This window comes from Caproiciproducens sp. CPB-2 (genome assembly GCF_036287215.1).
Classification (GTDB): Bacteria; Bacillota; Clostridia; order Oscillospirales; family Acutalibacteraceae; genus Caproiciproducens.
Genome location: NZ_CP142860.1, coordinates 3,187,617 through 3,201,841 on the forward strand (window position 1 = coordinate 3,187,617; position 14,225 = coordinate 3,201,841).

Genomic DNA, 14,225 nt, shown 5'->3' on the forward strand with positions numbered 1-14,225 from the left:
TCATAACGACAAACTCAGGAATCTGCATAAAATAAAGGTTTTCGGCATCAGGCAAACGAATATTACATTAAAAGTAAAGCGGTCTATAAATATAGAAAGCAATTATCTTTTCATCTGTTCTTCTGCATTCCAGTCAATGGGCGGCAGTGCTTTTCTTGAAAACCATTTACATCCTAAACTAATCCAATGTTTACGCCATTTTGCAATAGATTCATCTTTATTTGGAAAGTCGTCGCACCCAAATTGAAATCCGCAGCAGGGACAAACTTCATCAGAACCTACGCCACGATTGTCATAAGCGGGATTTAACAGTCCATCATATTTACATACAGGACAGATATTCTTCATTAGTTATACCTCCAATAATTAAATTTATTCTCCAGGCTGGTTATCAAAGTACTTTTGGCCGCCGCGTGGTTTAAAGAAAGTTCTGGTTGTTCCATCAGAATTATATGATCCAAAAGTATTTGTTTCAGGATCATAAACTCTGATAATACCATCCATATCTGTTTTCACTTGATAGCGATCTCGCTCCTGAAAAACCTATTTGCCTGTTGTGCATAATTTTCTTCATTTGGAGCACCAAAATCATTGCCATGTCTGTCAAAGTGATCAGGGAGCGCTTCACGATTGCCCCATGTCCGACTACCTCCCCCTCCTCCGCCGAATCCGGATGTGATAACATATCCGCCTGTTTTAATTACATAATGTCCGTTGACTTCTTTTGGTTCCTCAAGCAACTGTGTCGATCCTGCTTTGTAACAGCTATTATCCACAAACCCGTAAAAAGTCTTTTTATGTGGCAGATTGTTAGTTTTGGAGTAATCAACCTTGATAACATGGCCCTTCATTTCGGGAAACGGATCACAGTAGCAAATAACCGCTTTCGGCTCAATACGTCGGAGCATTTCGTTGTAGCCTTGTAGAAAAAAATCCTTTTCTTTTTTTACACCCAATGTAGAAAGTGCAACAACGGAGTTCTTTTCGATTCCATCAAAACAATACCAATAGCTTTGAGGTTGTCCCCAATACACGGTAGGGATTACCGTAAATCCTTTAGACTGTAAGTATGCACCGCACCACCTCGAACGGAATGTGTTGTAAATTTGCAACGATACCGGCATGGTATAATAGGCGCTAAATTGAGGTGACAATACCCCTTTGTACTGACTAAGTTTTTCAAGACGCGGCTCAGGATCATTCCAGACGACTTCAAATTTGTAATCATCCAAAAAAAAGTGGACAAAACTTTGCTCATTAGCTTTATCGCCGGGTTTAATTTGGTCATAACCAATCAGTTGAACATCTTTGAGGTCAATGTTCTGCCGACAAATAATTGGCATTTCAAAGACCCCATCACTCTTGAATTGATTTCTCAGAAACAACGGGTTGCTTCTGAATTCTTCACTAGTCACACTTTTCACCCTTTGGAAAGTTTAGTAGGCAAAAAATATGCCTCCACATATACCCCCAAAAAGGATAAGAATTGCATTGAAAAGGGCAACATTATTTAGATTTATAAAGATATATTATCATAAACTTTTGATATAAGGGTAATTTCAAGATATTTTTTAATAAATTAAACCTAATAATGGCAGAAAACAAAGGCAGGCTGACATATCATCAGCTTGCCTTTGTCGTTATGACCACTCGAGGGTCATTCGCAATGGTGCGGATAACAGGACTTGAAGGTATTGGCACATTCCGCCCGCGTTCCGCGAGTCCCTCAGTTCTTCTTTCTGCAATAAATTCCCCAGCCATTTCTCCGGACCTGCGCCGGCAGATTTTCGCCGGTCATCGTACAAAAATAGCGGTCCGGCCCTTCGGGCCGAACCGCCATTTTGGTGCGGATAACAGGACTTGAACCTGCACGAGGGTTACTCACCAGAACCTAAATCTGGCGTGTCTGCCAATTCCACCATATCCGCGTGCGAAAGCTATTATACCGTAATAACAGCTTTTTTGCAAGCCCTTTATCCGCCCAGAATCCCCTGCTCCAGCATGGACTGGGCGGCCAGCATCGCACCGAGACGGCCGCTGTGGTAGTTCAGCCCGCCCTGCATCCACGCGGCGTAAGGCTCGCGCAGGGGCGCGTCCGCGGAAAGCTCAATGGAAGCGCCGAGCGTGAACGCGCCCGCCGCCATAATGACCTTGCAGTCGTAGCCGGGCATATCCCAAGGCTCCGGGGTCACAAAGGAATCCACGGGAGCGCCCTTCTGCACCCCTTTGCAGAAAGCGATCAGCGCCTCTTCCCCGCGCAGCAGCACGGCCTGGATGATATCGGCGCGCGGCTCGTCATACTTCGGGGTGACGTCGTATCCGAAAAGGCTGAACAGCGCCGCGGTAAACGAGGCGGTTTTCAGCGCTTCGCCGGTGACGTGCGGCGCGTGGAAAGCGCCCATGAACAGCTCCCGGTTGTTGCCGAGGGTCGCGCCGATTTCGCGGCCGGTGCCCGGCGTGGTCAGGCGGTAGGAACAGCTTTCCACCAGATCCTTTCGCCCGGCGATATACCCCCCGGTAGGCGCGACGCCGCCGCCCGGATTTTTGATCAGCGAACCGGCCATCAGGTCCGCCCCGCGGCCCACCGGTTCCGCCGTCTGGACGAATTCGCCGTAGCAGTTGTCCACCATCACGATGCAGTCCGGCGCCTTGGATTTTGCGATCTTCGCTATTTTTTCAATATCCTCCACAAAAAGGGAGGGCCTCAGGCTGTATCCGCACGAGCGCTGGATATAGACCATCCTGATTTTGGGATTGACCCGCCGCCCGATTTCCTCATAATCAGGCGTCCCGTCCGCTTTCAGCTCCAGCTGTTCGTACCGGATGCCAAACTCCTTTAAGGAGCCGTTGCCGTCGCCGGTAAGGCCGATGACCCCGCGCAGGGTGTCGTAGGGAATCCCCGTTACGCTGAGCATGATGTCGCCCGGGCGCAGCACCCCGAACAGCGCCACCGTCAGCGCGTGGGTGCCGCTGACGAAATTGCAGCGCACAAGCGCGTCCTGAGCGCCGAGCGCCGCGGCATAAACCGCGTCCAGCGCGTCGCGCCCGCGGTCGCCGTAACCGTAACCGGTGGACGCCGCAAAATGGCTTTCGCTGACCCCCGCCCGATGAAACGCCGCGATCATTTTTTGCTGATTGTAATCGGTAGTCCCGTCAATTCTTTCCAGAACCGGCGCAATCATTTTCGACGCCTTTTCCGCGGCGTCCTTTATCTTTTGATCGATTGTGAAAGAAGGGTAAAGCATGTTTGTTCCTCAACTATTCCTCATCATTGACAAAACGGACCACGGGCTTGCCGTCCCGGCCCAGAAGCGGAGTCAGCCCGCCCGCATGCTGAAGATATCAAATCTTCATTTCTGAAAATTCCCCGCATCCGGAAAAGCCATAGGAGCGGTAGAAATCCTCGTTTTCATCCTGAGCGCGCAAAATAAAAATCCTTTTGCCCGGCAGCTGGGAAATCACCGCGGAAAGCGTTTCATGCCCCAGACCTTTTCTTCGATGTTCAGGGTCCACGCAGACCGCCGACAGCACGGCCGTCTGTTCCGTCCGGGTGGAACAGATCGCGCAGGAAACCAGCCTGTCCCCCTGACGGATTCCCGCCGTCACGGCGGTATCGTGACGGATGCGGTGGGACATATCCATATAAAACGGCTCGAACTCCGGCGGCGTAAAGCTTTCCGAAGCGCAGGCCGAAAGGAGCGCGTGAATGTCGCGCAAGCTGGGGTTCGCTTCAAACGGGGACCTCGGCTGCACGGGCGAAGCATTGTCATAACGCATGATCTGCCCGCGCTTTGTAACCGGGAACCCGATTTTCCGCGCCGCGTCGGAGCCGCAGAGCAAACGGTCCGCACCCGTCATACGGATAAAATCGGCCAATTCCTCAAAATCCGCTTCCCCGGCGTCCAGAATCACCGTATCGTCCAGCTTGCACAGCAGCGTACCGGTTTCCTCCTGCACCCAGAACTGGGCAAACGGTTCGTTCAGGCCGTAGGCCTGTGCGGTGGAAAGGATCTGACACCCAAACACTGTCGCGCCGAACGGGGAAAGGGCCTCTTCATATTCTACTTTTTTAATCATCTTGTTCCTCGCCCGCAATCCTGTCCGCAAGCTCACAAACAAGCTTCTGCGCGGAAATGAAGTCCTCCTGTGCTATCAGGCTCACCGCGGAGTGCAGGTACCTGCACGGGAGGGAAACCGCAACGGTTCTTACCCCTCCGCGGGAAACGTGGATGGCGCCGGCGTCGTTTCCGCCCGCGACAGCCCGTTTCGGCTGGCAGCTTACCCCGGCCTTTTTCGCCGCCTGAAACGCCAGATGATAGTATTCCTTATCGTAAATCGTACGCTTGTCCATAAAGGAGATCACCGCGCCGCCGCCGACAAAGCAGACCCGGTTTTCTTTATCCACCCCGGCCACATCCGCCGCCGTGGTGCTTTCCAGAACGATCGCCGCCTGCGGCTCCACCGCAAAGGCCGCCGTCCGGGAACCCGTCAGCCCGGTTTCCTCCTGTACGGCGAACACAAAATACAGATCGTATTTCTGCTCGCTCTGAATCATATGGATGAGCATGGCGCACCCGGCCCGGTCGTCGAGCGCGCGGCTCTTGATCATGCCGTGGGCCGTGTCGAAAACAGAGTCGAAGGTGACCGGGTCCCCGGGGGCGACATACCGCTCCGCTTCTTCCCGGTCCTTCGCGCCGATATCGATATATAATTCCTTCACCGGCACGGACTTTTCCTTTTCTTCCTCTTCCAGAAGATGAATCGGCTTTGCGCCGATCACCCCGCCGACCTCCGCGCCGACCTCCGCGCCGACCGTGACCGGCCTGCCGCAGAGGACGCGGCGGTCTATGCCGCCGACGGGTTCGAATTTCAAAAGGCCGTCGTCCGTAATATCGGTCACGATCATACCGACCTCGTCCATATGGGCGTTCAGCATCAGCTTGGTTTTGGGGCGTTTCGCGCCCTTTTTAAAGACGATGAGACTGCCGAGCGGAGTGGTTTCAATGCTCGTGGCGTACGGTTTGATCTCCTCGAGAATGATCTTCCGCACTTCGTCCTCCTGTCCGGAAATGCCGCGCGCCGTACACAGGCGCTCCAGAAGCTTCCAGTCCATCACTCCACCCCCTTGATGTATTCCGCGATCAGCCTTGCGGTATTTTCCAGATCCGTAAGGTCGACGACCTCGACCGGCGTGTGCATGTACCGGAGCGGGATGGAAACCAGCTCCGCCTTCACGCCCCGTCGCGTCGCCGCGATCCCGTCGGAATTCGTTCCCGTCGAGCCGCCCATCACGTCGAGCTTATAGGGAATCCCGTTCTTTTTCGCCGTTTCGATCATCCCGCCGGCCATTTCACGGTCGAGCGGGGGCGCGATGCCGATCATCGGGCCGCCGCCCAGCTTCCCGCATTTTTCCGGAGGGACATGCGGCTGTTTGGCAAAGCTGACGTCCACGATCACCGCATGGGTCGGGTTGACGGAATAGGCGCCCGTCAAAGCGCCCTGACCGCCGACCTCCTCCCGGCTGCTGAAAAGAAGGGTGACTTCACAGCCGAGATCGCAGCCGGAAAGCAGCTGCGCGCAGCGGACCAGCGCGGCGACGCCCGCGCGGTCGTCCAGCCCGGGGGCGGTTACCCGCGTGCCCAGAAGGCTTTTCGGCGCGGCACGGAACAGAATCCGGTCGCCAGGACGGATCAGCTTTTCCGCTTCTTCCCGGGAAAGCCCCGCGTCCACCGCCATTTTTTCCACCGGAAGCACCCTGTCCTCGCTGCCGTCCGAAAGGTGGGGCGGCGTGCAGCAGACGATGCCGGTCAGCACTTCCTTGCCGTAAATGGTGACCGGGCTGCCCGGCATTACGCGGCGGTCCACCCCGCCGCTGCGGCCAACCCGGATAAATCCATGTTTATCAATATTGGTCACGATCAGTCCGATCTGATCGATATGCGCGTCAAGCAGAATATGCTTTTCCGCGCCGGGCTTCCCCATTTTCGCAATCACGTTGCCCATCTTGTCAATACGGGCCTGTGCGTATCGGGAAAGCTCTTTTACCGCCGTTTTTGCCGCGGCGTTTTCGTCCCCCGGCGTGCCGGGAGCTGCGCAGAGGCGAAAAACAAGCCTCTTCAGTTCATCCATGGTATTCACTCCGTTATCTGCTATATTCCTGACTGGTCAGTTTTTTACTGTGTTGATCTATGTAAAGGGAAAACGGCCGGATTACAGCCGTTCCACCAGTTTTTTGAATTCCTCTCCGCGCGTTTCGTAGTTCGGGAACATGTCGAAGCTGGCGCAGGCCGGCGAAAGGGATACGATGTCGCCCGGTACCGCCTCGGCCCGGCAGGCCTGGACCGCTTCTTCCAGCGAGCGCACCCGGAGGATCTTCGGGCCGCCCTCCCGGTAGTTCGGCGCCGCCTTGACGCTCCGCTCGATTTTGTCCGCGGTCGCGCCCATCAGCACCAGCGTCTTTACGCTGTCCGCCACGGCGGGGCCGAAGGAGTCAAACGGGATTTTTTTGTCGTAGCCGCCCGCGATCAGAATGATCTTGCGGTCGAAAAGCTTCAGGGTTCCGTTCGCCGTGCGGCTCGGGGTGGTCCCGATGGAATCGTTGTAATATTTCACGCCGTCCAGCTCGCGCACAAATTCGTTGCGGTGCTCCACTCCGGAAAAGGTGCGCGCGGTCTGAACCATCACATCCGTGCCGACGGTCCCCCACAGGGCGCAGACGGCGGCAAGGTAATTTTCAATATTGTGGCCGCCGGGGATTCTTATCTCCGAAGCGCTCATCACGGGAATGTCCTTCCCGTCCAGCGACAGGATGATTCCATTTTGATCGTTAAGCCACGCGCCGCGCGCGCATCTGCCCTTCCGGCTGAACATCAGCCTGTCGCCGCGGACGTCCTTTGCGAAGCCGGCCGTAATTTCATAGTCCGCGTTGAGCACCGCGCGCCCGAAGGCGTTCTGGTGCAGAAGAATATTCTTTTTCGCGTCGATATACTCCTGCATGTCCTTATGCATGTCCAGATGGTTCGGGGTGACGTTGGTCACCACGGCGACGTCCGGGCTGCGGCGCATGGAAATCAGCTGGAAGCTGGAAAGCTCCACCACCGCCACGTCGTCGGGATGAATGCTTTCGATTTCAGGCAGAAGGGGATTGCCGATGTTTCCGCCCAGATGGACGGTTTTTCCGGCCGCTTTGAGCATTTCCGAAAGGATGGTGGTGGTGGTGGTTTTTCCGTCGCTACCGGTCACCGCGAAAATTTTACAGGGGCACAGGTCGAAGAAAACCTCCATTTCAGAGGTGACCGCCGCGCCGCGCTCGCGGGCCGCGTTCAGCTCGGGCAGATAATATTTCATGCCGGGCGTACGGAAAATGATGTCTTCGTCAAGATTTTCCAGATAGCCCTCCCCCAGCTTCAGCGTGACGCCCAGCTCTTTCAGCTCGCCGGCTGTTTCGCCCAGCTTTTCCTCCGTCCGCCGGTCGCGGGCCGTTACGGCCGCCCCGCGCCGCGCAAAGATTTTGATCAGCGGCAGGTTGCTTCCGCCGATGCCGCAGAAGGCCACTCTCTTTCCCCGTATCGAACTGTAAAATTTTTGAATATCCATAAATGCCTCCGGCTTGTTTTTCAGTCACAGCAATTTTCTGCTCCGGTTTCTTTCCCGTAATGTCGGTACTGCAATACTACCTATTATACTTTCGCACACAAAAAATAGCAAGTAATGGCAAAGAAAAACGGCCCGCCGCCGCATACGGAAAGGATCATTATTCCCTCGCGGCGCCGAGGAAAGCGCGGAAAAGGTCCCCGCTCTCCGAACCAAATAAATACTCCGGATGCCACTGCACCCCCAGAAAAAACCGCTTTTCCGGCATCCAGACGCACTCCGCCAATCCGTCCGCCGAGCTGGCGGCGCACCGGAGCGGCGGCGCAAGGTCCTTTACCGCCTGATGGTGCATGCTGTTGACCGTCATTTTCGTTTTATGAAGGATGGCGCAGAGCGGGCTTTCCTTTTCGATGTCAATGCCGTGCACCGCCACATCGTAGGGAGGCTTCTGGTAATGGGCGACCGGCAGTCCCTGCACCTGCGCCGAGATATCCTGATACAGGCTGCCGCCGAGCGCCACATTCATCAGCTGGATGCCCCTGCAGATGCCCAGCACAGGCTTGTCGAGCTTTACTGCCCGGTTCAGCAGAAGGATTTCAAACCGGTCGCGCCGCGGATCGATCGGCCCGCAGAAGCGCAGCGTCTCTTCGTTGAACAGCGAGGGGTGTACGTCCGGCCCGCCGGTAAACAGAAATCCGTCGCACAGTCCGGTCAGCGCGGCAATGTCCTCTTCCCCGTCCGTCAGCGGCAGGACCAGCGGCACGCCGCCCGCTTCCTCAACGGCGCGCAGATAGTTCGGGCGCATCCAGAACCGCTCCTGCTCTGGATCGTAAAGCGGCGTTAAGCCGATGACCGGTTTTGCCATAAAAATCCCTCCCGCTTTGATTTTTTTACGATACCGCAGGCGCAAAGCGCCGTTGTGGTATCTTTATAAATTGGCGAAGCGGATATCATATTCGCTTGCGATTATTATATCATGTTGATTCCGCCTCAAACCGAAAAATCTGTATATTTTTGCCTTGCGTGTAAAAAATACCGTCATGGGGTGAAAAATGATGAATAAAAAAAGAATTATTTCGCTGATCGCCGTAGTTGCGCTGATTGTAACGCTCGGAGCGACGACCGCGATGGGTTATGTTTCCGCAAACAAATATAAAATGAATCTGGAATACAACTACAAGCGCGCCGTAGGCGACCTGAACGGCTGCGTGTCCAACATTGAGACCGCGCTGAACAAGGCCTCCTACGCAAATACGTCAACCCAGCAAAACGGGCTGGCCGCCAAGCTGATGAGGGAATCCAGCATGGCGAAATCCGCGCTGGCGGTGCTGCCGGTCACCGACCATTCGCTGGACAACGTGACCAAATTCATTACTCAGGTCGGTGATTTCGCCATGACGCTGTCCACCAAAATCTCTTCCGGACAGAAGATCAGCGAAGAGGACTACAAGACCATGAACCAGCTGGAAAAGTACGCCAAAACGCTGCAGTCCGGCCTGCAGAACGTAAAGACCGATATTCAGTCCGACCAGCTTTCCAGCGAGTTCAAGAAAACCTCGGAGGACTTTACCGACTTCCCTTCGCTGATTTACGACGGTCCATTCTCCGACCATATCAGCCAGATGAAGCCGATGCTGACCGAGGGCCGCGAACAGATCGCCCAGGGCAACGCACAGAGTATCGCGGCGGAATTCCTGGGGGCCGCGCAGGACAAGCTCGCGCATACGCAGGACACGGCGGGGAACCTGCCCACCTATAATTTCACCGCAAACAACGGCGGTATCCGCATCTGTGTGACAAAGGCGGGAGGATTTATTTCCAGCATGGAGAATTCGCGCGACGTGACCGCCGAAAACCTCAGCTACGAGGACGCGTCCAAAAAAGCCGCCGCCTTTTTGAAGGGCCGGGGCATTTCGGATATGAAGCAGACCTACTACGTCATCAACGACGGCATCTGCATGATCAACTACGCCTATTACAAAGACGATATTATCTGCTACCCCGATCTGATCAAAATTTCCGTCGCGCTGGACGACGGGGAAATCGTTCTGTTCAACTCCACGGGCTATATCATGAACCACCATGACCGGACGCTGGCCGCGAAAATCACCGCCGACCAGGCGCAGGCTTCCGTCAGCAAAAAGCTGACGGTCAAAAAAAGAGGGCTGGCTTTGATTCCAACCCCCGGTCTGAGCGAAGTGCTCACCTATGAATTTGTATGCAGCGGACAGAATAACGAACAGGTCCTGGTCTATATCAACGCAACCACCGGACTGGAGGAACAGATTCTGATCCTGCAGGTTTCCGACAGCGGGATGCTGGTCAAATAACCCCTTATTTCCCGCCCATCAGGCTGACCAGCACGGCTTTCTGCGCGTGCAGACGGTTTTCAGCCTCGTCAAAAATTTCCTTCGCGTGTTTTTCAAACATTTCCGCAGTGATTTCCTCGCCGCGGTGCGCGGGCAGACAATGCTGGACAATGGCGTCGCTCTTGGCGGCGGACATGATTTCCTCATTGATCTGGAAGCCCTTGAACGCATCGCGGCGTTTCTGCGCTTCTTCCTCCTGTCCCATGGAGGCCCACACGTCGGTAATCACCACGTCGGCTCCCTTTGCGGCTTCCTTCGGGTCGGTGGTCATGCTGAACGCGGGATGTGTGACCGCAAAATCGAGGACCGCGGCGGCCGGACGGTATTCCTTCGGGCAGGCGACGGCAACCTCCATCTTCATTTTCAGGCCGCCCACGATCAGCGAATTCATCATGTTGTTTCCGTCGCCGATGTAGCACATCTTCAGCCCGTCAAGGCTGCCCTTGTACTCGCGGATGGTCATCAGGTCGGCCAGCACCTGGCACGGGTGGGAAAAGTCGGTCAGGCCGTTGATGATCGGGATGGTGCCGTTTTGTGCCAGCGCTTCGACCTCCGACTGCTTGAAGGTGCGGATCATGATGCCGTCCAGATAGCGGGAAAGCACGCGGGCGGTGTCCTGCACCGGCTCGCCGCGGCCGATCTGAAGATCCTTCGCGGAAAGGAAAATCGGCAGTCCGCCCAGCTGGTACATACCGACTTCAAAGGAAACGCGGGTCCTGGTGGAAGCCTTCTCAAAGATCATTCCCAGCGTTTTCCCCGCCAGATGCCGGTGCTCGATGCCGTGCTTCTGCTCGTATTTGAGCTGGTCGGCAAGGTTCAGGACGGAGGCGATATCCTCGCTGGTCAGGTCAAGCATTTTCAGCAGATGTTTCATAGTTGCCCTCCTAAAAATCAAATGTTATTTTACCGTTTTTCTATCTTCCTTTATTTCAGGGTCCGGATCACTTTTTGCAGGACCGCGAGACCCTTGTCGATCTCTTCATAGGCAATCGTCAGCGGCGGCAGGAAGCGGAGCAGCTCTTTTGCCGTCAGGACCAGAAGGCCGCTTTCTGCGCATTTCTGCGCGGCCTCTTTGGCGCTCCCCTTTTTCAGCTTCGCGCCGAGCATCATGCCCAGCCCGCGGACAAACTCGATTTCCTCCATGGCGGAAAGCTTTTCCGTAAGGTACGCGCCCTTTTCACGCACCTCCCGTAAAAAGCCCCCGTCCCCGACCACGTCCAGCACCGCGAGCGCTCCCGCGCAGACGACCGGGTTGCCGCCGAAGGTGGAGCCGTGCGAACCGGCGTCCATCACCCCGCCGAGGCGCTCGGTACAGAGGCACGCGCCGACCGGCAGTCCTCCGCCGAGGCCCTTCGCGCTGGTCAGGATATCCGGCATGACCCCGTAATTCTGGAAGCAGTACAGTTTCCCCGTACGGCCGACGCCCGTCTGAACCTCGTCGACGATGAGCAGAATATCCCGCTCCCCGCAGAACGCGGCCAGTTCCTTTACAAAGCCGTCTTTTAGCGGCAGAACGCCGCCCTCGCCCTGCACCAGCTCGATCATCACCGCGCAGGTGTCCCCCGACACATTTTCCTTTACGCTGTCCATGTTGGGAAACGCGTAGGAAAAGCCCTGTGTCAGCGGGGTAAATTTTTCATGGAACGCGTCCTGCCCGGTCGCCGCCAGCGTGGTGAGGGTGCGGCCGTGGAACGAATTTTGCAGGGTGACGATCCGGCACCGGTTTTTTCCGTATTTGTCGGCGGCGTACTTTCGCGCCACCTTGACCGCGCATTCGTTTGCCTCCGCGCCGGAATTCCCGAAAAAGACCTTTGAAAACCCGGTCAGGGCGCAAAGCTTTTCCGCCAGCTTTGTCTGCATGGGCTGATAGTATAAATTGGAGGTATGCTGCAAAGTCGCCGCCTGTTTCGCGACGGCCCGCGTCCATCGTTCGTCGCAGTAGCCCAGCGAATTGACGCCGATTCCGCTTGTAAAATCGATATACTCTTTTCCGTTGCAGTCCACCGCGGTCGCGCCGTGGCCGGAAACAAGCGCCACGGGAAACCGCCCGTAGGTCTGCATAAGATACCTGTGGTCCTGTTCCTGAATTTCTTCCAAGGTCATTTCTGTCACCCCTATTATGATTCCATTTTCCCCGTACGGCATTCCCCGGTCGTTCGATCAATCAGCAGAACATCGTGCCGATGCCCTCGTCTGAAAAAAGCTCGATCAGAATGGAGTGCGGGATACGCCCGTCGATGATGTGCGCCCGGCTCACGCCCCGCCGCACGGCTTCGACGCAGCAGTCGATTTTCGGGATCATGCCCCCGCTGATGATGCCCTGATTCTGCAGCTTCGGCACGTCGCTGACGTTGACGACCGGAATCAGGGTGCTTTCGTCTTCCTTATCGCTGAGAAGCCCTTTGATGTCCGTCATCAGGATCAGCTTGATCGCGCCCATTTCCGCCGCGATGCGCGCCGCGGCGATGTCCGCGTTGATATTGTACACTTCCCCGTTTTCGCCGCCGGCTACGGTCGCCACAATCGGCACATAGCCGTTTGCCGTGGTCTGGGAAACGATTTCGGTATTCACTTCGGTAATTTCGCCCACAAAGCCGAGGTCCTCCCCCGCAGCGAGCTTTTTTGCCTTCATCATGCCGCCGTCCAGCCCGCACAGGCCGATGGCCCGGCCGTTGTGCCGTTCCAGAAGCTGGACGAGGTCCTTGTTGACCTTGCCCGCCAGCACCATCTGCACAACGTCCACAGTTTCCGCGTCGGTCACGCGCAGCCCGCCGACAAAACGGCTTTCCTTGCCGATCTTTTTGAGCATCGCGCTGATTTCCGGACCGCCGCCGTGCACCAGCACCACGTTGATGCCGACGAGCTGCATCAGAACGATATCGCTCATGACCGCGTCCTTCAGGTCCTCGTTCACCATGGCGTTTCCGCCGTATTTTACAACGACCGTCTTGCCCGCGTATTTCTGTATATACGGCAGGGCCTGCACCAGAACCCGCGCCCGGTCCGCATTGCTGATATCCATACTGTTCCTTCCTCCGCCCGCGTTCCTCAGCTCCGGTAATCCCCGTTGATTTTTACATAGTCGTAGGTGAGGTCGCAGCCGAACGCGCAGGCGCGGAACTCTCCGCCGTTCAGCGCCACATCCACATTGATTTCCTCCTGCGTCAGGATTTTCTTTGCCTCATCCTCGTCAAAATCGATTCCCGTGCCGTTTTTACAGACCTCTATGCGGCCCGCCTTCGATTCAAACGTGACGTCCACCAAGCTTACGTCCACATCCGCGCCCGCGTAGCCGATCGCGCACAGAACGCGCCCCCAGTTCGCGTCTGCTCCGAACATCGCCGCCTTGAACAGGCTGGAGCAGATCACGCTTTTGGCAACCAGCCGCGCGTCCTTTTCGCTTTTCGCGCCCGTTACCCGGCAGACCAAAAGCTTGGTCGCGCCCTCGCCGTCCTTTGCGACTTTTCTCGCGAGCGCGGTGCAAAGGGCGGTCAGGCCCTGCACAAAAAGATGGTAATCTTCAGATTCCCCCGTGATTTCCCCGTTCCCGGCGAGGCCGGAGGCAAGGACGGCGGTCATGTCGTTGGTGGAGGTATCGCCGTCGACGCTGACCATATTGAAGCTGACGTGCACCGCTTCCTTCAAAGCGGCGTTCAGCGCGCAGGCCGAAATCGCGGCGTCCGTGGTCAGAAAGCAGAGCATGGTCGCCATATTCGGATGAATCATGCCGGAGCCCTTCGCAATGCCGCCGATATGGACGGATTTTCCGCCGATGGTCAGCCTGACCGCTAAATTTTTCATTTCGGTGTCCGTCGTCATAATCGCCCTCGCGGCGTCCCCCGAGCCGTCGGGCGAAAGCGCCTTTGCCAGCGCGGGAGCGGCCTGTTCGATCGGTTCGATCGGCAGCACCTGGCCGATGACCCCGGTGGAGGCGACGACCACGTCCTGCGGCGCAATGCCGAGCTCCTTCGCGGCAATTTCGCACATCCTCCACGCCTTTTCCTCGCCGTCGGCGTTGCAGGTATTGGCGTTGCCCGAATTGCAGATCACCGCCTGCGCTTTGCCGTCGGCGATATTTTTCCGCGTCACCACAACCGGCGCGCCCTTGACTAAGTTCTGCGTATAGACGGCCGCGGCGGAACACGGAACCTTTGCATAAATCATCGCGAGATCCGGCTTCGATTTGTTTTTGCGGATTCCGCTGTAAATCCCCGCTGCGGTAAAGCCCTGTGCGGCGGTAACGCCGCCCTCGATCCATTCCAT

13 protein-coding genes, 1 tRNA gene and 1 pseudogene are annotated in these 14,225 nt (G+C 56.2%); 1 reads left to right on the plus strand and 14 read right to left on the minus strand.

Annotated features, from left to right (window positions below):
- Positions 1-102: 102 nt before the first annotated feature.
- The 10 genes and pseudogenes from VXK30_RS15885 to VXK30_RS15925 all read right to left on the minus strand — a co-directional run bounded on the left by VXK30_RS15885 (position 103) and on the right by VXK30_RS15925 (position 8,458).
- Positions 103-348 carry a hypothetical protein gene (locus tag VXK30_RS15885; protein WP_275717676.1) on the minus strand — a complete coding sequence of 82 codons (246 nt, stop codon included), beginning with the start codon at positions 346-348 and terminating at the stop codon, positions 103-105.
- 164 nt (positions 349-512) lie between these two features.
- Positions 513-1,415, minus strand: coding sequence for a DUF4417 domain-containing protein (locus tag VXK30_RS15890; RefSeq protein ID WP_275717675.1), 903 nt, complete (start codon positions 1,413-1,415; stop codon positions 513-515).
- 427 nt (positions 1,416-1,842) lie between these two features.
- Positions 1,843-1,928, minus strand: a tRNA-Leu gene (locus tag VXK30_RS15895).
- A 45-nt stretch (positions 1,929-1,973) separates the two neighbouring features.
- Complete coding sequence (locus VXK30_RS15900) at positions 1,974-3,245, minus strand: methionine gamma-lyase family protein (RefSeq protein WP_275717674.1); 1,272 nt, start codon at positions 3,243-3,245, stop codon at positions 1,974-1,976.
- A gap of 13 nt (positions 3,246-3,258) precedes the next feature.
- Positions 3,259-3,333: pseudogene (locus VXK30_RS17225) on the minus strand (hypothetical protein); the annotation flags it as partial.
- Between the two features lie 9 nt (positions 3,334-3,342).
- On the minus strand, positions 3,343-4,077 hold the full coding sequence (locus VXK30_RS15905; protein WP_275717673.1) for a GNAT family N-acetyltransferase: 735 nt from the start codon (positions 4,075-4,077) through the stop codon (positions 3,343-3,345).
- On the minus strand, positions 4,070-5,113 hold the full coding sequence (locus VXK30_RS15910; RefSeq protein ID WP_275717672.1) for a M42 family metallopeptidase: 1,044 nt from the start codon (positions 5,111-5,113) through the stop codon (positions 4,070-4,072). The genes VXK30_RS15905 and VXK30_RS15910 overlap by 8 nt, the downstream gene beginning before the upstream one ends.
- Positions 5,113-6,129, minus strand: coding sequence for a M42 family metallopeptidase (locus VXK30_RS15915; RefSeq protein ID WP_275717671.1), 1,017 nt, complete (start codon positions 6,127-6,129; stop codon positions 5,113-5,115). The genes VXK30_RS15910 and VXK30_RS15915 overlap by 1 nt, the downstream gene beginning before the upstream one ends.
- Before the next feature lie 81 nt (positions 6,130-6,210).
- Positions 6,211-7,596, minus strand: coding sequence for a UDP-N-acetylmuramoyl-L-alanine--D-glutamate ligase (gene murD, locus VXK30_RS15920; RefSeq protein ID WP_275717670.1), 1,386 nt, complete (start codon positions 7,594-7,596; stop codon positions 6,211-6,213).
- Between the two features lie 157 nt (positions 7,597-7,753).
- Positions 7,754-8,458: a gamma-glutamyl-gamma-aminobutyrate hydrolase family protein gene (locus tag VXK30_RS15925; protein ID WP_275717669.1), complete on the minus strand. Its 705-nt coding sequence runs from the start codon at positions 8,456-8,458 to the stop codon at positions 7,754-7,756.
- A gap of 187 nt (positions 8,459-8,645) precedes the next feature.
- Between VXK30_RS15925 and VXK30_RS15930 the strand changes: the two genes are divergently transcribed.
- Positions 8,646-9,923, plus strand: a complete 1,278-nt coding sequence (locus VXK30_RS15930) for a PepSY1/2 domain-containing protein (RefSeq protein WP_275717668.1) — start codon at positions 8,646-8,648, stop codon at positions 9,921-9,923.
- Between the two features lie 4 nt (positions 9,924-9,927).
- On the opposite strand, the gene argF is transcribed toward VXK30_RS15930, so the two are convergent.
- The 4 genes from argF to argJ form a co-directional block, all read right to left on the minus strand.
- On the minus strand, positions 9,928-10,836 hold the full coding sequence (gene argF / locus VXK30_RS15935; RefSeq protein ID WP_275717667.1) for an ornithine carbamoyltransferase: 909 nt from the start codon (positions 10,834-10,836) through the stop codon (positions 9,928-9,930).
- A 50-nt stretch (positions 10,837-10,886) separates the two neighbouring features.
- Positions 10,887-12,065, minus strand: coding sequence for an aspartate aminotransferase family protein (locus tag VXK30_RS15940; protein ID WP_275717666.1), 1,179 nt, complete (start codon positions 12,063-12,065; stop codon positions 10,887-10,889).
- Positions 12,066-12,126: 61 nt separating this feature from the next.
- Positions 12,127-12,984 carry an acetylglutamate kinase gene (gene argB / locus VXK30_RS15945; protein WP_275717665.1) on the minus strand — a complete coding sequence of 286 codons (858 nt, stop codon included), beginning with the start codon at positions 12,982-12,984 and terminating at the stop codon, positions 12,127-12,129.
- Positions 12,985-13,010: 26 nt separating this feature from the next.
- The gene (argJ, locus tag VXK30_RS15950) at positions 13,011-14,225 is read right to left on the minus strand and encodes a bifunctional glutamate N-acetyltransferase/amino-acid acetyltransferase ArgJ (RefSeq protein WP_275717664.1); all 1,215 of its coding nucleotides are present in this window, start codon (positions 14,223-14,225) and stop codon (positions 13,011-13,013) included.